Below are 26,397 nucleotides of genomic sequence, written 5' to 3' on the forward strand. Positions count from 1 at the left end.
ATGACTCAGATAAATACTCTGGAGCAAGTTGATTTTGCTCAAAATAACTTAGAAAAACACAGCGTTAATGTTCATAAGTTCGGTGGCAGCAGTTTAGCAACGCCCGAGTGTATCGAGCGGGTGATCTCCATTATCCGTCAGCACTGCCAGCTTAATGACATCATAGTGGTTTCTGCGAACGGCAAAACCACAGATCTGCTTTTGTCCCTGCATCAGCTGGCCCTGAGCGGCGAGTTATTGGACACCTCACTGGCTTTACTGAAAGAGCAGCAAAGCGCATTGATTTTTGCCTTATTGAATGCCGACAATGCCAGTCGCCTGGCGGGAGAGTTAGAGCAGGATATCAATCAGCTGGTTGCCTGGTTAAGTGATAATCCGCTTGCCTTTGAAAGCGATATCCTCGCCCTGGGGGAAGTATGGTCAGCCCGGTTATTATCGGCTTTATTAAATGAGCGTATCTGCCGCAGTTATTATCTTGATGCCCGGGATTTTCTGGTGATTAATAATGCGCGGGAATGCCGGGTCGATAATCCGGTAAGCCAAGCCAATTTAGCAAACAGCCGCCAGGGGCAAAAACTGGCGGTGATCACCGGGTTTATCTGTAAAGATCAGGCGGGCAACTCTTGTACTTTGGGGCGAAACGGCAGTGATTATTCGGCAACAATTCTTGCGTCTCTATTATCGGCGAAAAACGTCACCCTGTGGACGGATGTCGATGGCATCTATAGTGCCGACCCCAGGGTGGTACCTGCTGCCCGCAAATTGCACCGCTTGCCCAATGCCGTTGCGCGGGAGTTAGGACGCCTGGGCAACCCGGTTTTACATAAGAAAACCTTGCAACCGTTAACGGATGATTTCAGCGGCACCGGCAGTCATTTACATGTAGCCAGCAGTTTTGATACTAAAGCGGCGGCAACGGAAATCGGCGAATTTGGCCAGATTGCCCGTCAGGAATTGTCGGTGACCCACCTTAATGATTTACTTCTGGTCAGCTGTGAAGCCCTTAAAGGCAGCGTGGCGGCTGATGTTATTGCTGAACTCTCACCTGTCTATAGCGATAAAAAACAGGGACAGTTGGTGATCTTAGCCTCACAGCAACAAGCCTTGACCAATGCTTTGGCTGTGCTTGGCGCTGAAGTGATTTTCACCCCGGTGAGTTTAATTGCTGCCGTGGGTTATCAGGTAGCCTTGCGCCTGGATATTTATGGCCGCTTTAAGCGTGCCCTGAAAAATGACCGGGTGCTGCGCTTTGTTAATTCTAAGCAGGAGCACAGCATTATCGCCCTTCTGCCGCAAGAAACCACACCTGAATTATTAAACAAGGTTCATCACGAAATCGTTAAAGATGCCCGTCACCTTGGCCTGGTAGTGGCCGGTTTAGGCAATATCGGCCAGCGCTTTCTTGAGCTGCTGCCGGCCCAGTTAGCCCGGGTACCTGCGCTGGAAAATGTACATCTGGTGGGCCTGGTCAGTTCTAAAAAAGCCCTGATCCATACCGACGGCCTGGATGTCAGCTCGGCGTTGGCGGATTTCAGTGAACAGGCCACAGACTATACTAATCAAGACTTGGTGAGCTGGCTTAAGCATCACCCTTATGATGAGATGATCCTGGTGGATATTACCCCGAGTGAAGCCTTCAGTTTTCTTTATGATGAGTTTTTCGACTTAGGCATTCATGTGATCGGCGCCAATAAGTGGGCGGCCTCTGCCAGTACGGACACTTACCGGGCGTTAAAAAATAAGGCCGGGAAAAGCGGCAGTTTATGGCTGGGCAATACCACAGTCGGTGCCGGTTTGCCGGTGAACTATGCCCTTGATGATTTAATCTATAGCGGCGACCAGATCACGGAAATTTCCGGAGTTTTCTCCGGTACTTTGTCCTGGTTATTCGAACATTACGATGCACAGAAGCCTTTTTCTGTGCTGTTAAAAGAAGCCTTGGCACAGGGGATCACTGAGCCGGATCCCAGGGAAGATCTTTCCGGGCGGGATGTGCAACGCAAGTTATTGATCCTGGCCCGGGCCGCGGGTTTTGAATTATCACTTGAAGATATCAATTGCCAGAACCTGGTGCCGGAATCCTTGCAAGGGCTGAGTACTGAGGCATTTTTGCAACAAGCGGATGCACTCGACGGTTATTTCGAGCAGCAATACCGGCAGGCAAAAGAACAGCAAGCCTGTATCCGTTATATTGCCAGGTTCTCGCTGGAGCAGGGCAAAGTCAAAGCCGGAGTCTCGCTGGAGGTTTTAGCTCGCGATGATGCCTTTGCCAACCTGACCCCCTGCGACAATATTTTTCAAATCAAAAGCCACTGGTATCGGGATAATCCTTTGATCATTCGCGGCCCGGGAGCCGGGCGGGATGTTACCGCAGGGGGATTACATTCAGATCTGGTAAAAGCCTGCCGGCAACTGGTGAACAAACAACATCAAGTAACACTTAAGGGGATAAACTAATGGGCTATAGCCACGCCAGAGAAGTTGAGTCGTTAAACCGCAGTTTAAGTGAGATCAGTAAAGACATTCAGGTATCGTTTGAATTTTTTCCGCCTAACTCCCCTGAGATGGAAACTACTTTATGGAATTCAATTGAACGCCTGGCGCCGTTAAAGCCCAGCTTTGTGTCCGTAACCTATGGTGCCGGCAGCGGCACCCGGGACCGTACCCATGATGTGATCAAACGCATACAAAAAGATACCGCCTTAATTGCCGCTCCGCATTTGACCTGTATTGATGCCGGTAAGGAAGAGCTGGTACAAATCGCCAAAGATTACTGGCAAAGCGGTGTTCGCCATATTGTCGCGCTGCGTGGGGATTTGCCCAACAGCAGCGAAAAGCCGAGCATGTATGCCAGCGATCTGGTGGAACTGTTAAAGTCGGTGGCAGACTTTGATATTTCCGTTGCCGCCTACCCGGAAGGGCATCCGGAAGCGCCAAACCCGCAATTTGATTTATTGAATTTAAAGCGCAAGGTGGAATCGGGCGCCAACCGGGCCATCAGCCAGTTCTTCTTTGATATCGAGTCTTATCTGCGTTTTCGCGATCGCTGTGTGACCGTGGGCATAGATGTGGAAATTATCCCGGGTATCTTACCCGTGACCAACTATAAAATGCTGGAACGTTTTGCCGGCTTAACCAATGTCCATGTACCTAGCTGGATGCCGAAAATGTACGAAGGGCTCGATGACGATGAAACCACCAGGCGTCTGGTCGGGGCCAATATAGCCATGGAGCAGGTCAAGGTACTGAATAAGGAAGGGGTAAAAAACTTCCATTTTTACACCTTAAACCGGGCGGAACTGACCTACGCCATTTGTCATACTTTAGGCATACGTCCTTAAGGAATTAACCGCTCCGGCGCCTGATCCTCACAGCCAATTATAGCTGAGATCAGGCGCTGAAAACCTTTTTAAACCTCTTGAAGCGGGCATTTTTCTGCCCTTGCCGCCGTTTTGCCGTTAACGAGGGATCTCCTTGTTTATTGGCGAAAAATTAACTAGCATTACTAGTACCTTTTTCTGCCGTGCCGGGATAAATGCAATAATAAAGTGGCTAATGTGACCAGTGAAACCAACTTTACCCAGCAGGTACGTTCTTTGATTGAGCGCACCTATGGTCGCAGCCAGCTAAAAGATTCTCTTCTCGAGCGGGCAATGGCTTATTTTGAAGTTAAGGCGCAGCAAAGCGTTCAAGCAGATAAGTATCAGCAACAACTGGAGGAGATAAAAGCCAAGATAGAGGAAGGCAGCGGCAAAGAAAGTGCGGCTTTGCAGCAAAAGTTGCATAAGTTGGAGAGGGAGCAGCGAAACTTTCAGTTACAGCTCAGGCTCGAGCGTAATGAACGCAATGAAAATCTGCTTGAAACCTGCCATAAGCTACTCGCTTTGTGTGAAGCGGAGGATATTGAGGAAACCAACCGGAAATCTGCCCAGTTTCTCGGCACACTCCAGTTAATCAGCCCCACCGAAGGGAAAAAGGTTGCCCAGTTAAACGAACAGCATAAGGCTTTATATAAAGCAGTATTGGCGTTGCGCCTGTTAGACAGGTTATGCATGGATAAGATTGTTGCCGAGCCTTATATCAGCCAATATCTGACCGATATTCCCCCGGAGCAATATGCCGAATATCACGAGTTGGATCCGAAAAACTATAAGGTCTATATCCAGCAAGTGAAAATTCCGGTGATCATGGCGGCTCTGATTCAGGATATCGGGCATTATCATCCGGATGCCCAGCAAATTATTTACGGGGAGGATGGTAAGCTTGATCCCTGTCGGACGCTGGATATGGAGTCACGCAAGGCGTTGCTGCAAATCAGTTACCGGGAAACCATAGATTACCTGGTACACGGCATAGGTTTGACCCAATACATCGGCAATTCAAAAGTTGAGCGGGATAAATTTAACCAGGCCGAGCACAAGAAAATATTTTTTATCAAGCATTTGCTGAAAACCAGCATCAATCCGTTAAAAGGTATAGGCAACCTGCTGAAAGTACCGCAAATTTATACTTCTATTATTCTATCTACCAAGGTTAAATATAACTATAAACTCCTGCCTAAGGCCTACCAGGCCCTGAATCAAAATGCCGAACGCGGCACCTGCAGCCAGGCGGTGGTGGACAGCTTATACCGTATTACCGGCATGTACCCCCAGGGATTCGGCATTACCTATATTCCCCGGGACAGCGACGGTAAAGCCCTGGACAGGTATGAATATGCCATAGTCAACCGCTTATACCCGGAAAACCCCGAGCAGCCGTTATGCCGGGCGGCCACCCGGCAACTGAGTTTTATCAGCCGCGGATTGGATATTATTGTCAAGTGTGAAGACAATCTGTATTTGTCGGCGGTGGCGAGTAACCTGGCCACCATGAGTAAAAAAAGGCTGATGGAAATCCTGGAGTTACTGGCCTCCAACTATAAGGAAAGGGAGAACCTTGAACTTATCCCCCGTTGCTGGCATGCCGGTGAGTTCTTCTCTATTAAGGAAAATCAAAAGCTGTGGAATAAAGCCCAGTAATCCGTGCTTTATTTACCCGGCCCCGACAGTTGCTGACTAAGCCCTACAGGCAATAATGTTGGATCATTTTCATCAGCAACTCTTCAGTTTTAGTGATCTGATCAAACGCCAGGTATTCATCTCCCTGATGCGCCTGCTCTATAGAACCCGGCCCCAGAACTATGGTCTGGCATCCCAGCTGCTGGATATAGGGGGCTTCGGTGGCATAGTTTACCGCGCAGCATTGATGGCCGCTGATTTCTTCCGCCAGGCTGATGAGTTTACTGGGTTTTTTCTGCTCGAAGCTGGGAGAGCTGGGATGCAATTCTTCGATGTTAATACGTCCAGGGTAGCTTTCGGCCAGTTCTTTCAGGCTATCATTGAGCCAGTGGATCAGTTCGTCATCGCTGATACCTGGCAGGGAGCGCAGATCTAAATCCAAAGAGCAGAAGCCGCAGATCCGGTTGGCGTTATCGCCGCCTTGTATCGCCCCCAGATTCAGGGTAGGGGCAGGCACATCAAAGGCGTCGTTATGGTAATTTTGCTCTAAGGTGTCTTTTAACCTTATCAGGCGGCCGATGACCTGGTAGATGATTTCAATGGCATTAACCCCCAATGCCGGTTGGCTGGAATGCCCCGACTGTCCCTGGACCGTGATGCGGTGCGACATATGTCCCTTGTGCATTATCACGGGCACTAAACTGGTGGGCTCGCCGATAATGGCGACATCGGGTTTGATCAACTGGCTTTGGGCAAAAAAACGTGCCCCGGCCATAGTGGTTTCTTCATCGGCGGTGGCCAGTACATATAAAGGCTTTTGCAGTTTTTTGGCATCAAGTTGACGGCTGGCCTGGAGAATAAAGGCGAAAAAGCCTTTCATATCACAGGTGCCCAGGCCGTAGAATTTATCATTTCTACTGGTCAGGCTCAGGGGATCGGAATGCCAGCGGTCTTCATCAAAAGGTACGGTATCACTGTGTCCCGCCAATAATAACCCGCCTTCGCCGCTGCCGAGTCTGGCCAGCATATTATATTTATTATTGCTATGGGGCACTGGCTGTATCTGAATACTAAACCCCAGCTGTTCAAACCAGGTAGCAAGTAATTGGATAATATCAAGATTTCCCTGATCCCAGCTGCTTTGTGTCGAGCTGATGGAAGGGCTGGCGATCAGTTGTTTCAGAGAGTCGGTAAAATCAGGTAAATTTTTCATAATATATTTATGCTGAAAAGTTGCATATCTAGTCATTGGGTGTTAGATTCTCCCTACAGTGTAAATAACCTTGCCAGATAAGGCTACGGAAATATAAAAATGTCTACAACTATACGACGATAAAGCTTTTGTGATTTGTATGAACCAGATTGAAACCGGGTTTATACCGGGTTTTATTTTAGGTTTTGTATTTTATATAAACAGAATTGTTGATCGAGTGTTATTTTTAGTTGCATAGAATTGCATTTTTTTCGGAGTGAATATGAAGGTTGCGGTTATTGGTGCCAGTGGTTATGTCGGCGCCGAGTTAATTGGCTTGCTTTGCCAACACGATAATATTTCCATCCAGCATTTGCTGGTTTCAGAGAACAGTGCTTCCTCTGGGAAAACTTTCGCCGCCTTGCATGGTCGGTGGCAGGGGATCTGTGATTTACCCCTGCAGTCTTTTTCTCAAACCTGGTTTGATACTGTTATATCAGATAAGCAGCATAAAGATGCAGAGCATGCCCTGGACGCGGTGTTCTTTGCTACTCCCCATGAATTCAGTGCCTTATGGGCCGGTGCTTTTGTTGAGGCCGGCATTAAGGTGTTTGATCTCTCCGGCGGCTTCCGTTTAAAGGAGCTGGCGGATTATCCCCAATATTATGGTTTCGAACACCAGGACATCAATACCCTGAGTTTGGCCCATTACGGGCTGGCGGAATGGCAGCATGAGCAGATTGCCGGTGCCGATCTGGTGGCGGTACCCGGTTGTTATCCCACTGCCAGCCTGCTGGCATTAAAACCCGTGATAACAAATGCACTTCAGCTGGAAAACTCCCTGGTGGTGGTCAACGGCATCAGCGGCGTGAGCGGGGCCGGCAGAACCGCCTCACTAGCGAGTAATTTTAATGAAGTCAGCCTGATGCCCTACAATATTTTGCAGCACAGGCATCAGCCGGAAATCAGCCAGGAAGCCGGTGTTGAGGTGATTTTTAATCCTCACCTGGCTCCCTATAAGCGTGGCCTGCTTGCTACCGTGACGTTGCAGTTAAAATCCGGGGTGACCGGGGGGCAGGTGAATGCCGCTTTTAATAATGCCTACCAGGATAAAGCCTTAGTCAGATTGCTTGATGCCTGGCCAAAAATCGATAATGTCGCCCATACGCCTTTTGCCGATCTTCACTGGCAATACGATGAAGACAAACAGGTGCTGGTAGTCGCCTGCGCCATAGACAACCTGCTTAAAGGGGCGGCGGCCCAGGCACTGCAGTGCGCCAATATCGCCATGGGCTTACCGGATCATTATGGCTTGTTGCCGCAAATATCAAGCGGGCCGGGCGATGATTACAGCCTGGTCTCTCATGCGCCAAGCACAAAGGTATAGGAGACGGGACGTGAACAAGTTAACAACGCTTAATAAAAAGCCGCTGGTGATCAAAATTGGCGGCGCTATCTTAAACCAGGCCAGTGCATTACAGGCGCTGCTTAAGGTTATCAGTCAGCTTAAAGATCAGGCGGTGGTACTGGTGCATGGCGGCGGCTGTGTCGTGGATGAGATGCTTGAGCAATCGGGTTTTACCACAGAGAAAAAAAACGGCTTGCGCATTACCCCCAAGGCCCAGATCCCGGTGATCAGCGGGGCGCTGGCGGGTCACGTCAACAAGTCTATTGTGGCAAGTGCAGCCAAACTCAATATCCCGGCGGTGGGCTTGTCTTTGTGTGATGGCGATATGGTGGCCTGCCAGTTGGCGGACGGTGAGCTGGGCTCGGTAGGTAAGCCAAGTCCCAACAGCAGTAAACTGCTCGATAGCTTAGTTTCCGGTCATTTCCTGCCGGTGATTGCCTCTATTGGTGCACTCGATAACGGCGAGCTGGTCAATGTCAATGCCGATGATGCCGCCGTGGTGATTTGCCAGTTGCTTAATGCCGAGCTTTTGCTGTTAACGGATGTCAACGGCGTTAAAGATGCACAAAACCATTACCTGGAAACCTTGAATTCCCGCCAGGCCAGCCAGTTGATCCAGCAGGGGGTTATCGCCGGCGGCATGACTGCTAAAGTGAATGCCGCCCTTAAGGCCGCCAACCAGTTACGACGAAGTATCGCGGTTGCCAGCTGGCAATCGCCCGAGCAGATTCTTTGTTTGCTCAAGGGCGATGGCATAGGCACCCGCATTCAGCCGGATAGCTAATCCTTAGCTTCCCTCTTTAAAAACAGAATTTTTAGATACTTAGTGCCGTCAGGCAGGAATATATTATGTCGTTAAAACACTTTTTAGCCGATGATCAGCTAAACCAGGCTCAGCTGAAATCGCTCATCACCTTAGCCTTGAAAATGAAACAAAACCCGGCGGATTACCAGAACCTGTTGGCGGGAAAATCCGTGGTGATGTTATTCGAAAAACCTTCCCTGAGAACCCATATCAGTTTTGATATCGGTATCCAGAAACTCGGTGGTCATGCCTTATATATCGGCCAGCAAAATGGCCAGCTGGGTGAGCGTGAGCGGGTATCGGATGTCGCCAAAAACCTTGCCTGCTGGTCTGATGCCATAGTGGCACGGGTGTTTAAGCACCAGGTGTTGCAAGAGCTGGCGGCACATGCCGGTAAACCTGTGATCAATGCCTTATGCGACTTATACCATCCCTGCCAGGCGCTGGCGGACTTTGTCACTCTGACGGAAAACTTTGCCGACCTGTCCCAGGTGAAACTGGCCTATGTCGGCGACGGCAATAATGTCTCTAATTCTTTGATGTTGATGGCCGCCACTTTAGGGGTTGATTTCACCCTGGTATGCCCGACCGGCTTTGGCCCCCAGGCCGAGATGTTCAATAAGGCCAAAGAAATCGCTCAAGCCTCAGGAAGTCAGTTATCGCTTACTGCAAATGTTGAGGCGCTTGGCCGGCAAGATGCCATTTATACCGATACCTGGGTCTCCATGGGAGATGAAACCAAGGTGGAAGATATCCTGGCAACTTTTGCTGCCTATCAGGTTAACCATGAATTAATGAACAGCGCCGGGGCTAAAGTGGTGATGCATTGCCAGCCCGCCCATTTGGGCCAGGAGATCACCGCTGAGTTGTTTGACAGCGAATTGTCGGTGGCAACTTCCCAGGCGGAAAACCGTATGTGGGCGCAAAATGCGGTATTGGCAACCCTGCTGGCGGAGCCGGCATAAGCCCGGATTTCAGCATAGACAAGATTTATACGTTTTTATCTGCCTTTTATCAGGCAAAGTTTCAAGAATTGGGTGAGTAAGATGAGTTTACAAACAGAGCAGAAAATCAAAAAAGTGGTATTGGCATATTCCGGCGGTCTGGATACTTCGGCCATTATTCCCTGGTTAAAAGAAAATTATCACGGCTGTGAGGTGGTGGCCTTTTGCGCCGATGTCGGCCAGGGAGAAGAAGAGCTTGAAGGCATAGTGGAAAAAGCCATTGCTTCCGGCGCCAGCGAGTGTCATGTGGTGGATTTAAAGGAAGAGTTTGTTAAAGACTATATTTATCCGATTGTAAAAACCGGCGCCGTTTATGAAGGCCAGTATCTGCTGGGGACCTCCATGGCCCGTCCCGTGATTGCCAAGGCCCATGTCGAAGTGGCATTGAAAGTGGGAGCGGATGCTTTGTGTCACGGCTGTACCGGTAAAGGCAATGATCAGGTACGTTTTGAGTCTTGTTTTGCCGCCCTGGCGCCGCAGCTGCAAGTGATTGCCCCGTGGCGGGAGTGGGATATGGTCTCCCGTGAAGATCTGCTCTCTTATCTGGCCGAACGTGATATCCCCTGTTCGGCATCGCTGACGAAAATCTATAGCCGGGATGCCAATGCCTGGCATATTTCCCACGAAGGCGGCGAGCTCGAAGATCCCTGGTGTGAGCCTTCAAAAGAAGTCTGGACCATGACAGTAGACCCGCTGGAAGCGCCGGATACCCCGGAAACCGTGATGTTAAGCTTTGATCAGGGACAGCTGGTGGCGGTGGACGGCCAGCAATTGACCCCATATCAGGCGCTGATGTATCTCAATGACAAGGCTGCCGCCCACGGGGTGGGCCGTATCGATATTGTCGAAAACCGTTTGGTGGGCATGAAATCCCGCGGCTGTTATGAAACCCCGGGTGGCACGGTGTTGATGGCGGCTTATAAAGGACTGGAAACCCTGATCTTGGATAAAGAATCGTTAAAATTCCGTGAATCTGTGGCGCTGGAATTCTCCCATGTGATCTACGATGGCCGCTGGTTTACGCCGCTGGCGAAAGCCCAGCTGGCGGCAGCAAACTCACTGGCGGAAAAAGTGACCGGCGATGTCGTGGTCAAGCTCTTTAAGGGGCAGGCGGTGGTAAGCCAGCGTCGTTCGCCTTACTCCCTTTATTCCGAGGAGTTTGCCACCTTTGGTGCCGATGACGTTTACGATCAAAAACATGCCGAAGGTTTTATCCGTTTGTTCAGCTTATCCAGCCGGATAGCGGCGTTACACGAAACTGATGCAAAAGGCGGGGAGAAGTAATATGGCCTTATGGGGTGGACGGTTTAAAACCGCGAGTAGTGATATTTTCAAGGAATTTAATGATTCACTGCCATTTGATCATTTATTGGTACAACAGGATATTCAGGGCTCTATCGGCTGGTCGAAAGCGATACAGCAGGCGGGCGTACTCACGCTGGAAGAGCAGCAGCAGATGGAGCAGGCGCTGCTGGACTTATCCGCTAAAGTTGCCGCCGGCGAAAGCGATATTTTAACTTCCGGTGCCGAAGACGTTCATAGCTGGGTGGAAGCAGAGCTTACCACACAGCTTGGTGATATCGCCAGAAAACTGCATACCGGCCGTAGCCGTAATGACCAGGTGGCTACAGATCTCAGGTTATGGAGCCGTGAACAGGTAGATATCCTGATTGATGCCTTAAATAGCTGCCAGCAGCAGCTATTGACCCTGGCGGAAAATAACCAGGAGCATATCTTGCCCGGTTATACCCATTTGCAGCGGGCGCAACCTATCCGCTTCGCCCACTGGTGCCTGGCGTATATTGAAATGTTCAAGCGTGACAGCAGCCGCTTAACGGATGCCCGTAAGCGCATGAACCAGTGTCCGCTCGGCAGCGGCGCACTGGCGGGCACCACCTATGACATCGACCGCTATGAACTGGCGCAGTCGCTGGGCTTTGACGGTCCTTGTGTTAACAGTTTGGATGCGGTTTCCGACCGGGACTTCGTGCTGGAGATCTTATTTGCCGCCAGTGCCAGCATGATGCATTTATCCCGTTTTGCCGAGGATTTGATTTTTTTCAATTCCGGGGAAGCGAACTTTATTACTTTAGGGGATCAGGTCACTTCCGGCTCATCCCTGATGCCGCAAAAGAAAAACCCCGATGCGCTGGAGCTGATCCGGGGCAAATGCGGCCGGGTTTATGGCGCCTTGCAGGGACTTTTGGTGACCCTTAAAGGTTTGCCCATGGCCTATAACAAAGATCTGCAGGAAGATAAGGAAGGACTATTTGAAACCGTTGGTCAATGGCATTCCTGCCTGGTGATGGCGGGAGAAGTGATCAATTCCATCGAGATCAACAGCGCCCGTTGCCAGAAAGCAGCGCGGGAAGGTTATGCCAATGCCACTGAGCTGGCGGATTACCTGGTTGATAAAGGCGTGCCTTTTAGAACTGCTCATGAAATCTCCGGGCAAGTGGTACTTTATGCCATCAAGCAGCAGGAGCCGATTGAAAGCTTGCGTCTGGATGAACTCAAACAGTTTTCACCGCTGATTGAGCAGGATGTCTATCCGGTGCTGGAACTTGAGTATCTGGTGGATAAACGTAACATCCTCGGCGGCACAGGCAAGCAACCTGTCAGCAATATTATTGCCCAGTACCGCCATAATCTGGGCACTTCGGATTACCTGGTGCGGGATGCGAAACTCACCGACCTGCGCGCCATCAGCAAGCTGGTGGACTATTGGGCGGCGAAAGAGGAAAATCTGCCGCGGGCGGAAGATGAGCTGATCAAATCTATCCGTGATTTTGCCGTAATTGAAGTCAACGGCCAGGTATGCGGCTGCGCTGCCTTGTATATCTACAGTACCGGCCTGGCGGAAGTACGCTCACTGGGAGTATCCATCAATTACCAGGGCAAAGGGTATGGTAAGGCGCTGGTGGAGCATTTGCTGGAGCGGGCGAAAACTCTGGCATTAAGCAAATTGCTGGTATTAACCCGTAAACCGGAATTTTTTGCCCGTTTAGGCTTTGAGCCGGGTAATAAAGAACATTTACCGGAAAAAGTCATGAAAGACTGCGATTTATGTCACCGTCAGGATAACTGTGATGAAACCGCCTTGTTATATAACTTAAACAACGGCCATCCTTTGGCTATCCAGGTCACCCAGGTGAATTGATTTTTTGTCCTGTATAAAGGCAGGTACTGTTAACTCAGGTTAACGGCCTGCCTTTTTATCTCCGGCGAAAAAGGGCTCAGAATAACTCTTCTTCCAGCTCTTCTTCCTCATTGCCGTCGAGGATCTCCCGGCTATTATCCAAAGTAACATATTCCTGAGGGGCGGTGCCGTTTTCAAAATATTCAAACAAGCTGGTTTTATCGGCTTTGCTGCTCAGTTTACCGGTAGCCTTGTCTATCCTGACGGAAACAACATTTTCCGGCGGCAGGAAAGGCTCAACTTCAAGGTCTTCTAATGCCGTATCCATGTAGGTGATCCAGGCGGGTTGGGCCGATTTGGCACCGGCTTCGATGCCGTAAACCTGGCTTTTATCCAGGTTTTTGTTATAGGCGGTTCTGCCCAGGTTCCTGGTATGATCATCAAAACCTATCCAGGATGTGGTCACCATGCGGCGGCTGTAGCCGGAGAACCAGGCATCTTTGGATTCGTTGGTAGTCCCGGTTTTACCGGCGATATCACGGCGTTTCAGCTTCTTCGCCCTGAACCCCGTGCCTTGCCAGCCGGGTTTGGTAGACCAGTCATATCCCCAAATGGCGCTGTTGAGGGCTTCCGTCATCAAAAAGGCATTTTGCTCGCTGATCACCCGCTCGGCTTGATTCAGGGGAGGAGCCAGGTTATCGGCGGATAAAGAGTCTCGCTCTAACTCGGGATTATCCGATGCTAAAGTTTCATCGCTGGCCTGGGCAGCGGCACTCAGGCTGTCCATCATGTCACTGGCCTGACAGGGATCGCAGGCCAGTGCCGGGTTGGCCTGAAAGACAATATTGCCAAAGGAATCTTCGATACGGTCGATCAAATAAGGCTGGATCAGGAAGCCGCCGTTGGCAAAGGTGGCGAAACCGCTGACGACTTCCAGCGGTGTCAACGAGGCCGAGCCCAGCGCCAGGGTTTCATTTCTCGGCAGTTCATCCGGTACAAAGCCAAATAAAGAAAGGTGATCGATAATTTTTCCTAAGCCCACTTCTCTAAGCAGGCGCACCGAGATCACGTTTTTAGACTGGGCCAGCGCCAGGCGGATACGGATCGGGCCGACATAGGTTGGCGGGGAATTTTTCGGGCGCCAGACCACGCCTGAGCTTCTGTCCCACTGGTTAATAGGGGCGTCATTGATGATAGAGGCCAAAGTAAAGCCGTTTTCCAGGGCGGCGGAGTAAATAAAAGGTTTAATATTCGAGCCTACCTGACGTTTTGCCTGGGTAACCCGGTTAAACTGGCTTTGTTTAAAGCTGAAACCGCCGACGGCGGCTTTAATGGCGCCGTCGTCCGGAGAAATGGACACTAACGCGCCGCTCACCTGTGGAATTTGGCTTAAGACATAGCTGTTATCCGGTTGTTTGAGCACCCAGATAACATCGCCGTAATTGAGAATCTCTGCGGCGGTTTCCGGCGCCGGTCCCTGCTTCTGATCGCTGATAAATTCCCGGGCCCAGGAAAGTCCCGGCCAGTCTATAATGGCCTGCTGCTCATCCTTAAGGGTAATGGCGACCGATTGCTCAGATACTTCGGTCACTATGGCGGGTATTAACGACTGGTAACCTTCGATATTAAGCGCCTGGCTGATTTCTTCCGGCATCAGGGGATTGAGGTATTCGCCGCTGACGGCATCTTTTTGGTTGTTGCTTTCATTCCTGAGGGAGCGGATCACGCCGCGGTAACCGTGCCTTTGATCATAAGCCATCAGGTTGCCGGTCAGGGCGTTTTGCGCCGCGCTTTGCAGCTTGGACGGGACTGTGGTGAAGACCTTGTAGCCGCCGGTATAAGCCTGCTCCCTGCCGTAACGCTGCAGCATTTCCTGATGCGCCATTTCCGCCAGGTAGGGGGCGTTTAATTCGATTTCCGCGCCGTGGCGTTTGCCGGTGATCGGTGCCGCCATCGCCTCCTGATATTGTGCCGGGCTGATGTAGTTTTTCGCCAACATACGCTGTAATACCACGCTGCGGCGCGCCTTGGCCCGTTTTGGTGAGCGGATAGGGTTTAGCGTGGACGGCGCTTTAGGCAGTCCTGCCAGTACCGCGATTTGCGCCAGGGTTAATTCCTGCACTTCTTTGCCGTAATATACCTGGGCCGCGGCGCCGAAACCGTAAGATCTGTGGCCCAGGGGAATTTTGTTCATATAAAGGGCGAGGATTTCATCCTTGGTAAGCAGGTTTTCGATATGGAAAGAAATAAAGATCTCTCTTAATTTGCGCACATAAGTGACTTCCCGGGTCAGGAAGAAGTTACGGGCCACCTGCATGGTAATGGTACTGCCGCCGCCTTTATTCTGGCCGATGATCTGGCCGATCACCGCCCGGGTCAGGCCGACGGGATCTATACCGAAGTGCTGGTAAAACCTGTCGTCTTCCGTGGCCAATATTGCGTCGATCAGTTGCTGCGGCATCTGCTCCAGCGCCAGCGGGATACGCTTTTTCTCGCCAAACTGGGACATGAGTTTACCGTCGTTGCTGTAGATCTGCATCGGGGTTTGCCATTGCAGGTTCTTTAAAGATTCGACACTGGGCAGATCGTCACGCATAGTTAAATATAAGGTAATCAAAGCTATTGCCCCCAGCAAGGCTAATAGCAGGCCAAATTTCATCACTTTTTTAAAAGTAAGCACAATACAGACGCCCAAGTTTTCGCAGCAAAATATTCATGGCTACTAGTATATCGTGTAAAACCATGTAATAAATGTATTTATGACTATATTGTGTCTAATATGAGTATAAAAATAATATTTTAGTAGGACACTATGCTTAACAAGTTGTTCAAAAAGAAAGCACAAATGATGGTGGGGATCGATATCGGCTCCCACGCCGTGAAAGCTGTATTGTTAAGTAATGGAAGTCAGGGCTACACCCTGGAATGCCTGGCAATGGAGCCTATGCCGAGGGGGGTGATCGTCGACAGGGAAATCCAGGACATGGAAGCCATTGGCAATGTTATAGGGAGGTTGCGAAAAAAAGTTTCCTCTTCGGTGAAGCATGCGGCAGCGGCCGTTTCCGGGCAAACGGTGATCACCAAGATTATCTATATGGATGTCGCCCTGAATGAAGAAGAGCTGGCCAATCAAATCGAAATTGAAGCCGACAGCTTGATCCCCTATCCGCTGGATGAAGTCAGCCTGGATTTTGAGTCATTGGATGTTAATGAGTCGGACCCCAGCAAAATCAACGTGTTGCTCAGCGCAGCCAGAACCGAATCGATAGAAGCCAGGGTCACCACCTTGGATATGGGAGGCTTTGAAGCCAAGGTGATCGATGTCGAGTCCTATGCCGTCAGCCGTACCCATGATTTATGTCTGGCAAACCTGCCCGACGATGCGGCTGATAAAATGGTGGCCATAGTGGATATCGGCGCTACCATGACCTTGTTATCGGTGACCGACGGCGGCAAACATATTTACAGCCGGGATCAAATTTTCGGCGGTGAGCAATATACCCGCTCGATCATTTCTTATTACAACATGTCTTTTGAAGAGGCGGAAAGCGCCAAGGTAAACGGCGAGCTGCCTCCCAATTTTACTTTTGAAGTACTGGCGCCTTTCCACACGATTTTAGTGCAGCAGATCCGCCGGGCGATTCAGATGTTTCTCACCTCCAGTGGCCATGAAAAAGTTGATTACCTGGTGATTTCCGGCGGCACCGCCCTGGTGGAAGGAGTACAGGAACTGTTGGCGGAAGAGTTGGGCATACATACCGTGATTGCCGCTCCCTTTTCCGATATGAAACTTGCAAAAAACATTGATGAAGAGATGCTGGCGCTTGCCCCTCAGTTTATGGTGGCGGCGGGTTTAGCGTTAAGGAGTTTTTCGCCATGGCACATATAAACCTGCTTCCCTGGCGCGAGGCACAGCTAAAAGCGAGGCAAACGGAATACTTTACCGTATTGGCAATAGTGGCGGTGAGCGCTTTTGTCTTGATCTTTCTGGTGGGACAGTTTTACCAGGCGCGGGTTAACGGGCAAAACTCCCTTAATCAGTATTTACGCAATGAAATACAGCAACTGGATTTGAAGATAGGCGAAATCAAGGTATTGAACGAGAAAAAAGATGCCTTGCAAAAGCGCATCAGGGTGATTGAACAATTGCAGCGCAGCCGTAATGTCGGCACCCAGGTGCTGGATGAGATTGCCAAAATTGTGCCCAATGGCATTTATCTGACCCATATGGAGAAAAAGGGCAATACCCTGCAGCTGTTGGGAAAAAGCGAATCCAATAACCACCTGGCGAATATGATCCGGGAAATTGAGCGCTCGGATCTGTTTGCCGATGCCACCCTGGACTCGATTATCAGCGATGAAAAAACCGTGAAACTGCTCAGTGACTTTAAGATGCGGGTGCGTATCAAGGGCCTGGTAAATGATGTCGCGGTATCAGGTACCGTTGCGGCTTCGGGGGGCGGGGCATGAATATAGACTTATCCCAGTTTGATAACCTTGAGTTAGAAAATATCGGCCAGTGGCCTTACCTGGCGAAAGTGGTTTTGGCAATTTTCTTAGGCATAGTGGTGTTGGTGCTGGGGTATATTTTTATCGTCAGCGATAAAATTACCCAGCTGGAAAAAGTCCGGCGGGAAGAAATCACCCTAAGACAGGAGTATAAGGCGAAATATCATGTTGCCGCCAACCTGGAGTTATTCCAGGCGCAAATGGTTGAAGCGGAAGCCCTGTTTGCCAATCAGTTAAAAAGTTTGCCGGAAAGCCACGAAACGCCGGGACTTTTGGATGATATTACTTTTGTCGGCACCACCAGCGGCCTTGATTTTGTTAAATTAAATTGGCAACCTGAAATTGCTAAAGAGATTTACATTGAGTTGCCGATCGATATTGAGGTGATAGGCTCGTATCATGAGTTTGGCAATTTTGTCAGCAAAGTGGCGGGATTGCCCCGTATCGTTACCCTGCATGATTTTGATATCAATATCTCCGGCAGCGACAGCGATATTCTCAGGCTGACCTTGCAGGCAAAAACCTATCGTTACCGGGAGGATAATGAATGATGAAGTACCTGGTGTTATTGCTTAGTTTTATGCTTAGCGGCTGTTTTGATGATCCCAGCGAACTTAATGCCTTTATGGCCAAGGTCCATGAGGATACCAGTAATCAGATCGAACCTATGCCAGCGGTGCCCAAATTTAATCATTTTGACTATTCCGCCCAGTCAAAGCGCAGCCCTTTTGTCGCCCCAAAACCCGAAGCCATCCAGGAAAAACTGCAACAGATGACCGGCTGCCTCAGCCCGGATCCCAGGCGCCGTAAACAGCCGCTGGAAAAGTATTCGCTGGCGGATTTAAGCATGCGCGGCACTTTGGGGGAGTTAGGAGTGACCTGGGCCCTGGTGCAGGCGTCCGATGATAGTTTGCACCGGGTTGCCGTCGGCGGCTATATGGGACTTTATAACGGCCGTATCACCGGGGTCAGCCAGGAGAGCGTCACACTTGTTGAATTAATTCCCGACGGCGCCGGTTGCTGGATAGAAAGAGAGTCCGTGGTTTCAATTGTTGAATCAGAAGGATAGGGGTGAAGAAGATAATGTTAGCAGATCAAGAGAAAAAAAATTATAACATCTTTGCCGAAATCCTGACCGTAAAAGGGCTTTTGGCACTGGTACTGTGTTGGCTTGCCTTTGGCGCCGGTGCCAGGACCTTAACCGGCTTGTCGTATAACACCATACAGAAAGATCAAATCGAACTGGTGTTCAGTCTTTCGGAGGCGGTGACAACACAGCCGGAGATCAAAACTTTTGTGACCCCGGCGCGCATTGATATTTTGTTTGCGGTGGATGATTTTAATCCGTTGATCAGTGACACTAATATCCGCCACGCCGGTGTTAACTCGGTGAAAGTACAAAAGGTGGCGGGGCAAATTATTGCCTCGGTGCATTTGGCCAAGCTGGCGGTATTCGACGTTAGACAAAGCGGCAATGAATTTTCGCTGATTTTAAAGAATCAGGATCCCGACTCTCCGGTCACGAAATTAACCCCGGCTAATAATGAATTTATCAACAGCATTGCGGAGATAGATTTTACCCGCAGCCAGGAAAATGACTCCCAGGTGATCATTTCCCTGGAAGATACTATGGTCGCGGTGGATGTCAGCGATAAGCTGGGGAAAATTTATGTGGAATTTCACAATACCGCCATCCCGGAAGAGCTCTTGTATAAACTGGATGTGACGGACTTTGGCACTCTGGTGAAAGGGATAGAAACCTTCAGGGAAGGGCGCAACGCCCGGGTGGTGATCGATGTCGACGGCGAGTTTGATTTTAGTCACCAGCAGTTAACCAATGTTTTTTCCCTGAAAGTCACAGAAAAGGTTAAGGTACCGGGTTATCTGGAGGATGTTGAAGATTATAGCGGCAGGCCGATTTCATTAAATTTCCAGGATATCTCGGTGCGCACTGTGTTGCAGATCATTGCCGATTATAACGGCTTCAACCTGGTGACCAGCGATACCGTGGACGGCAATATTACCTTGCGCCTTGATGGCGTGCCCTGGGATCAGGCGCTGGATATTATCTTAAAAGTCAAAGGGCTGGATAAGCGTATGGAGGGCAATATCTTAATGGTAGCTCCCAGCGACGAACTTGCCGCCCGGGAAGCCCGTGATTTGCAGGCGTTGCAGCAGGTGGCGGATTTGGCGCCTTTATATTCCGAATATGTCCAGGTCAACTACGCCAAGGCGATTGAGTTTTCTTCTTTGATCAAAAATGAGGAAACCAGCATTTTATCCCCCAGGGGCAGTGTTTCGGTTGATGAACGCACCAATACCCTGTTGATCCGGGATACCGCGCAAAGTATCGAAGACATTAAACGTATGGTTGCCGTGCTGGATATCCCCGTCAGGCAGGTAGTGATTGAAGCCCGCATGGTGACAGTAAAAGATAATATCAATGAAGAGCTGGGGATCCGCTGGGGTATTACCGATACCGACGGTGAAACCGGCACCTCGGGCACGTTAACCGGGGCCGACTCGGCAAACGCCGGCACCACCCCGGATATTGGCGACCGCATGAATGTCAATTTGCCGGTTGCCAGTCCCGCCGGCAGCATTGCCTTTCAGATCGCCCGTCTGGCAGACGGCACTATCCTCGACCTTGAATTAAGTGCCATGGAAAAAGAAAATAAAGGGGAAATAATTGCCAGTCCGCGCATCACCACCGCCAACCAAAAAGAAGCTTATATAGAGCAGGGGGTCGAAATCCCCTATCAGGAAGCGGCGTCCAGCGGCGCTACTTCGACCCAATTCAAAAAAGCCGTGCTCAGCCTGACCGTGACCCCCCATATCACCCCGGATGACAGGATCATTCTTGATCTTGTCGTGACCCAAGACACGGTTTCGGATGTGCAAAGCGGCACCGCACCGGCAATCGATACCCAGCGTATCGGCACACAAGTGCTGGTAAATAACGGCGAAACCATAGTGTTAGGCGGTATTTACCAGCAGCAGATCATCAACACCATTTCTAAGGTTCCCGTGCTGGGAGACATCCCTTATTTTGGCTGGTTATTCAGAAACAGTAATAATTTTAATGAGAAAAAAGAATTGCTGATTTTTGTGACTCCCCGCATTGTAAAAGAACATTTTTAGTCTAAATTATCAGTAAGTGGTTTCTTTTCGCACCACTTACTTGCAATCTGCACCGAAGAATTGCGATAATTGCGCCCTTGAAATTTTCGAGGGGGTCTCCTCTTACCCTATAAACGTAATTAATTATAACGAGTATTAAGTTAGTCTAATGGCAGAAAAACGTAACATTTTCCTTGTAGGCCCTATGGGTGCTGGCAAAAGCACTATAGGTAGAGAACTAGCAGAAAGGCTACATCTTGAGTTTTACGACTCTGATCAAGAGATTGAACGTCGTACTGGTGCCGATATCGCGTGGGTTTTTGATCTTGAAGGCGAAGATGGTTTTCGCAAAAGAGAAGAATCAGTGATCGATGACCTTACCGAAAAGCAGGGTATAGTTCTGGCCACCGGTGGTGGATCTGTGATCAGCAATCAGGTTCGCAATCGTTTATCCGCACGTGGAATCGTGGTATATCTGGAAACAACGATTGATAAGCAGGTGGCGCGTACCCAGCGTGATCGTCGCCGCCCGTTACTGCAAACATCCGAAGAGCCGCGTGCGGTACTGGAGAAGCTGGCGGTTGAACGTAACCCTCTTTATGAAGAGATTGCCGACGTCATCATTCAAACCGACGATCAAAGCGCCAAAGTGGTTGCCCATAAAATCGTTGAACGTCTAGATTTCTAATCGTGGCAACTCTACATCTCGATCTGGGAATTCGTAGTTATCCTATCTATATAGAAAGCGGGTTATTTAATGATAATAGCCTGCTCTCCCGGCATATCCGGGGCACAAGGGTGTGCATAGTTTCCAATGAAATTGTGCATCCCCTATACGCCGAAAAAATCAAGGCCGCTCTGGCCGGTTATCAGCTTGATGAAATCATCTTACCCGACGGTGAAGCCGAAAAAAGCCTGGGCAATTTCGACAAAATCATGTCGCATTTGCTGGCCAACGGCCATGGTCGGGATACCAGCCTGATAGCCCTTGGCGGAGGCGTGATCGGTGATATTACCGGTTTTGCTGCCGCCTGCTATCAAAGGGGCATAGATTTTATCCAGATCCCCACCACCTTATTGTCCCAGGTGGACTCTTCGGTTGGCGGAAAAACGGCGGTCAATCACCCGTTAGGGAAAAATATGATAGGCGCTTTTTACCAGCCCAAGGCGGTGCTTATCGATATTGATACCCTGTCCAGCCTGCCAAAGCGCGAATTTAGCGCCGGTATGGCGGAAGTGGTTAAATACGGTATTTTAGGCGACGGCGAGTTTTTTAACTGGCTTGAGCAGCACAAAGCGCAGATCCGGGCGGGCGATAAACTGGTGTTAAGCCAGATGATCGAACGTTGCTGCCAATGTAAGGCTGATATCGTCGCCAGCGACGAAACCGAAGCCGGTGTACGCGCCTTATTAAATCTTGGCCATACCTTTGGTCATGCGATTGAAGCCGAGATGGGCTATGGTAACTGGTTACACGGTGAAGCCGTTGCTACTGGCATGGTACTTGCTGCTAAATTGGCAGTATCAATGAATTTGCTGGCAGCGTCAGATCTTCGTCGTATTGAGTCTTTGCTTGAGGCATTTGATTTACCGCTAGAAGCCCCGGAAAGTATGGGCTTTAGCGAGTTTATCCGCCATATGCGCAGGGACAAGAAAAACTTAGCCGGAAAGCTCAGGTTAATTATACCGACAAAAATCGGTCACTCTGAAATACGCGACGACATCACAGAAGACATGCTACAGCAGATTTTATAGCCATATCTCAGGCCGGTAATAAAATAACCGGCTGTTGTTAAAGGTGAATTATGTCTGCATTAGCGCATCAAACCACAGAAAATCAACCGGGCGTTACCAGCATCAGCGTCAATGCCCGGGTTGATTATATCTTACGCTTTTCCAAACAAGCGGTTTTGGTTGTCGATGAAGACAGCAACACTTATTCCCGGGTCGGCAGCCTGTTATTAGGAGCATTGCCCGACGATCATAATGCCGCTTTTGTTTCAATCGCCGCCAAACTTAATGATATCCAGATCCGCAGCCGGATAGTAGAGCAGCTTTTCGGCGGTGCCTTGTTCGATCCCGAGCAGGCGTTAACCGGCAGTATTATCAAGCTGGCCAGCGAAAAACGTGAAACCATCAGCATTATTATCGAGCATGCGCATTTATTATCGCTGCAATTGTTGCATGAGCTTTGCCAGCTGGCGGAAATCGCCAAAAAAACCAAGCTGGACATCAATGTTGTTATGCTGGGCCAACATCAGGCGGGCAAGCTGGTGGCGGCGAACAAAATGTTGTTCACCAATAAGTTGTCTATCTTATCGGCGGCGACCGGTCAGCTACTCTCTCTTGATGCCGGTGTGTTTAAAGAGGCGCAGTCGTTTTTTGCCTTAACGTTTGGTAAAAAAGCGGCATTGGGTTTTACGGTTTTGTTGATTATCTCTGCGCTGGTAATTACCTGGCTTTATCAGCGGGACAGCTTAAGTTTCAGCGATTTACCCCAGCAGCAAAGTATAACCATTCCCGATGGCGCCGATGTTTTTGTTCAAGATCTTTCCGCGGCTAAAGAAGCTTCAGCCGGCAAAGAGCCTTCAGCAACGGCTGAGTCAGCAACACCAGCCTATGCTACGAATGCAGATATTTACCAGGCGCTACTTGCTCCAGAAGCCGCTATACAAATTGGGAAAGAAGATAAAATACCTGAGCAGGCCCGGCCGTCGGATGTGTTTAACGCGGTAATACTGGCAGATAAGCCGGTCAAAGCCGAGCAAACAGAGGTGAAGGTTAACAGCGAAGTTGCTGCGCCTGTCAAAGCCGCCGATAACGCCGTACCTGTTAGTCAAAGTGATAAAGTATCGGTTACCTCAGGCGTAAACCCGGATTATTTCTTACAGACTAAACAAGGTTTTGTGATCCAATTGGCAGGGTTCTCTTACCCTTCTGTATTTAAAGAGTTTATCGCCGATCATGAGCAGCTGGAATATTTCGGTTACTACCGGCAGTTAAATGGGCAAAAGCTGCTGGTGATCACTTCCAGGGTTTATGATTCAAGGGATGAAGCTTTGCAGGCGCGGGAGAGTTTACCCGAGTCCGTTAAGCAACGAGGTCCCTGGATAAAAAGTGTTGCTGCCGTTAATAATGAAATCAATGCATTTCAAAGCTCCCAATAAAAGTAAAATCAGGATACAATCCCGTCTTTCTTGATTTACAGACTTTAGGTAGGGCTTGCAGGCGGCATGAATAAAAAACATCGAGCATTTTTGAAGTGGGCTGGTGGTAAATACGGCCTTAGCGATGTTATTGCTAAGATGCTGCCAAAAGGCGAGCGTCTGATCGAGCCGTTTGTCGGCGCCGGCTCTATTTTTCTGAACAGCGATTATCCGCACTACCTGTTAAATGACATTAATCAGGATCTGATCAATTTATACCGGATCCTGCAATCACGGCCGGATGAGTTTATCAATGATGCCCGCGCGATGTTTTCCAGCGAGAATAACCAGGCCGAAGTCTATTATCAGCTCAGGAAAGAATTTAACGCCAGCAGCGATCCTTATTTCCGCTCTTTAGTTTTTCTTTATATGAACCGTCACGGCTATAACGGTTTGTGCCGTTACAATAAATCCGGCGGTTATAACGTACCTTTTGGCAAATATAAACGCCCGTACTTCCCCGAAGATGAGTTGAATTATTTTGCCGAAAAGGCGCAAAAAGCAACTTTTGTTTGTGAGAGTTACCGGGATACTTTCGCCCGGGCCTCGGCGGGAGATGTGATTTATTGCGATCCACCCTATGTGCCGTTAAGCAAAACCGCCAGTTTTACCAGTTATGCCGGTAATGGCTTTGGCCTGGATGAACAGGCAGATCTGGCCAATGCTGCCGAAGAAGTGATCCAGCATCCGGATGTGTGCGTGTTGATCAGCAACCACGATACCATCTGGACCCGGAAGATTTATGAGCATGCCAGCAAGTTAAAATCTATCCAGGTGGCAAGAACCATCAGCCAGAAAGGGCATAACCGGAAAAAAGTCGCCGAGTTGCTGGCCCTTTATAAATAAGAGCAGAAGTTAGCCCCGATACTGGCTTAGATAAACACCGCTAAGGCGATACCAGCGCGACTACCGCCACTAAGCTTAGCACGAATAAGGTCACCGCAATAAAGCCGCCGATGAGGAAATGGCTGAACTTACCCTTGCTGAAATCCCGTTGGCGGTTTTTATCGCTTTGTACGCCAATAAAAGCGGCGCCGACGCTTTTTATGGTTTCTTTTAAATCACCTTCCTTGTTCAACCTCATGGGCATTTCCTCCTTAAGTGCGACATTGTCGGATAATTGGGTTGAATAAATAATATACTACAGGTGTTGGCCAGGTGTAACCACAGATGTGGAGAATTTTTCGCCATCAAAGCAGGGGGCTTGGCTGGTTTTGATGTGTTTCAGCTGTTTAGCCGGGATTGAAAGCGGTTTTCCACCCCGGCATTTGTTTTCTCGGCTGATGTTATAAATCGAGATCTATGGCATAAGAAACGGTCAGTTTGACATCGTCATTGTCCAGATCGGTATCGGTTAGCGCCAGGGTAAAGCCGCTTTTACTTAAGCTGATGCCGTAATCGATGTAGTCGCCGTCGTCATAGTCATCATCGAAACTATAATCGCCCAAGTGCAAGTTTAAGCTTAGTCCCTCGGCCACTTCAAATTCGGCATCGGCGCTGATATAGAGGGCCTTGTCTGCCCACTGTGCACCATCGTCGTTATGGATGCCATAGTTGGCGGTCAGGGTGATATTGCTAAAGCTTACGCCTGCATATATTTCGCCAAAATCATATTCGTTATCTTTATCTGATTCAGCCGAATCCGGGTAGGCATAATAGATATAACCGAGATCGTAACTGATATTGTCATTGAGTTCGCCGCTAAACCCCAGGTAGAGATCCAGCTCGTAACTGGCATCGTCACTAAAGTCGACATTTGATACCCAAGTGCCGGCATAAAAACCGCTATCGGCGGCATAATCTATACCGCCTGAAATGGCCGCACTGTCGCCGGTCTGGGTCACACCACGCCATAAATAGTTGCTGGTGAAACCGACATTGGCGGATAAGCCTTCGACTGCCAGGGCCGGAGCGCTAAGTAAGGTAAAAGCCGTGATAAGGGAAGGGATCGCAAAGTTAATGGTTTTATGCTTCATATAAGTTAACTCTCTGGTTATTTATTGTTGTTAACCAGAACAAAGCAAAGTCGGTGCCCGGGACTCAGCGTTAATACCTTAAATTTAAAGTTCTTTTAAATCAGTTTGTTATTGTGATTTGTCCGGCTGTGTGGCCACTCACTTATGTTTGTTTTGCGCTATTTTGGTGCAGCTGACAGCTAACTGTGCACTTGCTTGTCGTAAAAGCGGTGTAAAAAATTCATGCCCGAGAGGTCGTTAATGCTTCAATATTGACCTGGCTTTAGGTAAAGTAGCGCTGATTTCAAAAAGGGTTAAACTATGTCTTCTTTTTTAATTGCACCTTCTATTCTTTCTGCCGATTTTGCCCGTCTTGGCGACGATGTCGCTAAAGTGCTGGCGGCCGGGGCCGATGTTGTCCACTTTGATGTGATGGACAATCATTTTGTGCCTAACCTGACCTTTGGTCCTATGGTATGCCAGTCACTGCGTGATTACGGCATCAAGGCAGAAATCGATGTTCATTTAATGGTAAAACCCGTAGATGCCTTAGTACCGGCTTTTGCCAAGGCGGGGGCGGATATTATTACCTTTCATCCCGAGGGCAGCGACCATATCGACCGCACCCTGCAATTAATCAAGAACTCGGGCTGTAAAGCAGGCCTGGTGTTTAACCCGGCCACCCCTTTGCATTACCTGGACTATGTGATGGACAAGCTTGATGTTATTTTATTGATGTCGGTGAATCCGGGTTTTGGCGGCCAGTCCTTTATTCCCGGCACTTTGGATAAATTACGCCAGGTGCGGGAAAAAATCGACCAGAGCGGCCGCGATATCCGTTTGGAAATCGATGGCGGCGTTAAAGTGGATAATATTGCCGAAATCGCCGCGGCGGGTGCTGATATGTTTGTTGCCGGTTCGGCAATTTTCTCCCAGCCGGACTATAAAACGGTTATCGACCAGATGCGGGCCGAATTAGCGACTGTTAAATAATTCCTTGTCAGTGCAGGGAAAAAGAAAATTTATTATTAGAAATAAAACTGCCAATGCGGCAGTGAA

Annotated in this window: 22 protein-coding genes; 18 read left to right on the plus strand and 4 right to left on the minus strand. The window is 49.4% G+C overall.

Annotated features, from left to right (window positions below; all coding sequences use genetic code 11):
* The 3 genes from metL to SG35_RS03230 all read left to right on the plus strand — a co-directional run bounded on the left by metL (position 1) and on the right by SG35_RS03230 (position 5,021).
* Entirely contained in the window at positions 1–2,457 is a 2,457-nt protein-coding gene (gene metL, locus SG35_RS03220) for a bifunctional aspartate kinase/homoserine dehydrogenase II (RefSeq protein ID WP_053043049.1), read from the plus strand.
* Positions 2,457–3,341 (plus strand): methylenetetrahydrofolate reductase, encoded by an 885-nt coding sequence (gene metF, locus SG35_RS03225; protein WP_044832926.1) that lies wholly within the window; start codon positions 2,457–2,459, stop codon positions 3,339–3,341. Before metL ends, metF begins: the two co-directional genes overlap by 1 nt.
* Positions 3,342–3,557: 216 nt before the next feature.
* Complete coding sequence (locus tag SG35_RS03230; RefSeq protein ID WP_236702594.1) at positions 3,558–5,021, plus strand: hypothetical protein; 1,464 nt, start codon at positions 3,558–3,560, stop codon at positions 5,019–5,021.
* A gap of 43 nt (positions 5,022–5,064) precedes the next feature.
* Here SG35_RS03230 and argE read toward each other — a convergent pair whose 3' ends face one another.
* The gene (gene argE / locus SG35_RS03235; RefSeq protein WP_044832924.1) at positions 5,065–6,213 is read right to left on the minus strand and encodes an acetylornithine deacetylase; all 1,149 of its coding nucleotides are present in this window, start codon (positions 6,211–6,213) and stop codon (positions 5,065–5,067) included.
* Between the two features lie 262 nt (positions 6,214–6,475).
* On the opposite strand from argE, the gene argC reads away from it, so the two are divergent.
* The 5 genes from argC to argH all read left to right on the plus strand — a co-directional run bounded on the left by argC (position 6,476) and on the right by argH (position 12,569).
* Positions 6,476–7,579: an N-acetyl-gamma-glutamyl-phosphate reductase gene (gene argC, locus SG35_RS03240; protein ID WP_044832923.1), complete on the plus strand. Its 1,104-nt coding sequence runs from the start codon at positions 6,476–6,478 to the stop codon at positions 7,577–7,579.
* A gap of 10 nt (positions 7,580–7,589) precedes the next feature.
* Positions 7,590–8,384: an acetylglutamate kinase gene (argB, locus tag SG35_RS03245; protein WP_236702593.1), complete on the plus strand. Its 795-nt coding sequence runs from the start codon at positions 7,590–7,592 to the stop codon at positions 8,382–8,384.
* A 65-nt stretch (positions 8,385–8,449) separates the two neighbouring features.
* Complete coding sequence (locus SG35_RS03250) at positions 8,450–9,370, plus strand: ornithine carbamoyltransferase (RefSeq protein WP_044832921.1); 921 nt, start codon at positions 8,450–8,452, stop codon at positions 9,368–9,370.
* An 81-nt stretch (positions 9,371–9,451) separates the two neighbouring features.
* Entirely contained in the window at positions 9,452–10,693 is a 1,242-nt protein-coding gene (locus SG35_RS03255) for an argininosuccinate synthase (protein ID WP_044832920.1), read from the plus strand.
* Position 10,694: 1 nt separating this feature from the next.
* On the plus strand, positions 10,695–12,569 hold the full coding sequence (argH, locus tag SG35_RS03260) for an argininosuccinate lyase (RefSeq protein ID WP_044832919.1): 1,875 nt from the start codon (positions 10,695–10,697) through the stop codon (positions 12,567–12,569).
* Between the two features lie 76 nt (positions 12,570–12,645).
* On the opposite strand, the gene SG35_RS03265 is transcribed toward argH, so the two are convergent.
* Positions 12,646–15,228 (minus strand): penicillin-binding protein 1A, encoded by a 2,583-nt coding sequence (locus tag SG35_RS03265; protein WP_044832944.1) that lies wholly within the window; start codon positions 15,226–15,228, stop codon positions 12,646–12,648.
* 132 nt (positions 15,229–15,360) lie between these two features.
* Between SG35_RS03265 and SG35_RS03270 the strand changes: the two genes are divergently transcribed.
* From SG35_RS03270 to SG35_RS03310, 9 genes are all read left to right on the plus strand, one after another.
* On the plus strand, positions 15,361–16,437 hold the full coding sequence (locus SG35_RS03270) for a pilus assembly protein PilM (RefSeq protein WP_044832918.1): 1,077 nt from the start codon (positions 15,361–15,363) through the stop codon (positions 16,435–16,437).
* Positions 16,425–17,018, plus strand: a complete 594-nt coding sequence (locus SG35_RS03275) for a PilN domain-containing protein (protein ID WP_044832917.1) — start codon at positions 16,425–16,427, stop codon at positions 17,016–17,018. The genes SG35_RS03270 and SG35_RS03275 overlap by 13 nt, the downstream gene beginning before the upstream one ends.
* The gene (locus SG35_RS03280; RefSeq protein ID WP_044832916.1) at positions 17,015–17,608 is read left to right on the plus strand and encodes a type IV pilus inner membrane component PilO; all 594 of its coding nucleotides are present in this window, start codon (positions 17,015–17,017) and stop codon (positions 17,606–17,608) included. The genes SG35_RS03275 and SG35_RS03280 overlap by 4 nt, the downstream gene beginning before the upstream one ends.
* Positions 17,605–18,126: a pilus assembly protein PilP gene (locus SG35_RS03285; RefSeq protein ID WP_044832915.1), complete on the plus strand. Its 522-nt coding sequence runs from the start codon at positions 17,605–17,607 to the stop codon at positions 18,124–18,126. Before SG35_RS03280 ends, SG35_RS03285 begins: the two co-directional genes overlap by 4 nt.
* Positions 18,127–18,140: 14 nt before the next feature.
* Positions 18,141–20,198 carry a type IV pilus secretin PilQ gene (locus SG35_RS03290; RefSeq protein ID WP_044832914.1) on the plus strand — a complete coding sequence of 686 codons (2,058 nt, stop codon included), beginning with the start codon at positions 18,141–18,143 and terminating at the stop codon, positions 20,196–20,198.
* Positions 20,199–20,346: 148 nt separating this feature from the next.
* Entirely contained in the window at positions 20,347–20,865 is a 519-nt protein-coding gene (gene aroK, locus SG35_RS03295) for a shikimate kinase AroK (RefSeq protein ID WP_044832913.1), read from the plus strand.
* Entirely contained in the window at positions 20,865–21,932 is a 1,068-nt protein-coding gene (gene aroB / locus SG35_RS03300) for a 3-dehydroquinate synthase (protein WP_201777791.1), read from the plus strand. The genes aroK and aroB overlap by 1 nt, the downstream gene beginning before the upstream one ends.
* A 50-nt stretch (positions 21,933–21,982) precedes the next feature.
* On the plus strand, positions 21,983–23,344 hold the full coding sequence (locus SG35_RS03305; protein WP_044832911.1) for an SPOR domain-containing protein: 1,362 nt from the start codon (positions 21,983–21,985) through the stop codon (positions 23,342–23,344).
* Positions 23,345–23,410: 66 nt separating this feature from the next.
* Positions 23,411–24,229: a Dam family site-specific DNA-(adenine-N6)-methyltransferase gene (locus SG35_RS03310; protein ID WP_044832910.1), complete on the plus strand. Its 819-nt coding sequence runs from the start codon at positions 23,411–23,413 to the stop codon at positions 24,227–24,229.
* A gap of 40 nt (positions 24,230–24,269) precedes the next feature.
* Here SG35_RS03310 and SG35_RS03315 read toward each other — a convergent pair whose 3' ends face one another.
* Both SG35_RS03315 and SG35_RS03320 read right to left on the minus strand, forming a co-directional pair.
* Complete coding sequence (locus SG35_RS03315; RefSeq protein ID WP_044832909.1) at positions 24,270–24,467, minus strand: DUF2970 domain-containing protein; 198 nt, start codon at positions 24,465–24,467, stop codon at positions 24,270–24,272.
* 202 nt (positions 24,468–24,669) lie between these two features.
* Positions 24,670–25,359, minus strand: coding sequence for a TorF family putative porin (locus SG35_RS03320; RefSeq protein WP_053043044.1), 690 nt, complete (start codon positions 25,357–25,359; stop codon positions 24,670–24,672).
* Between the two features lie 300 nt (positions 25,360–25,659).
* Here SG35_RS03320 and rpe point away from each other — a divergent pair, with 300 nt between their 5' ends.
* Positions 25,660–26,331 (plus strand): ribulose-phosphate 3-epimerase, encoded by a 672-nt coding sequence (gene rpe, locus SG35_RS03325; RefSeq protein ID WP_044832908.1) that lies wholly within the window; start codon positions 25,660–25,662, stop codon positions 26,329–26,331.
* Positions 26,332–26,397 lie beyond the last annotated feature (66 nt).

The organism is Thalassomonas actiniarum (assembly GCF_000948975.2).
In the GTDB taxonomy this organism is placed as follows: domain Bacteria; phylum Pseudomonadota; class Gammaproteobacteria; order Enterobacterales; family Alteromonadaceae; genus Thalassomonas; species Thalassomonas actiniarum.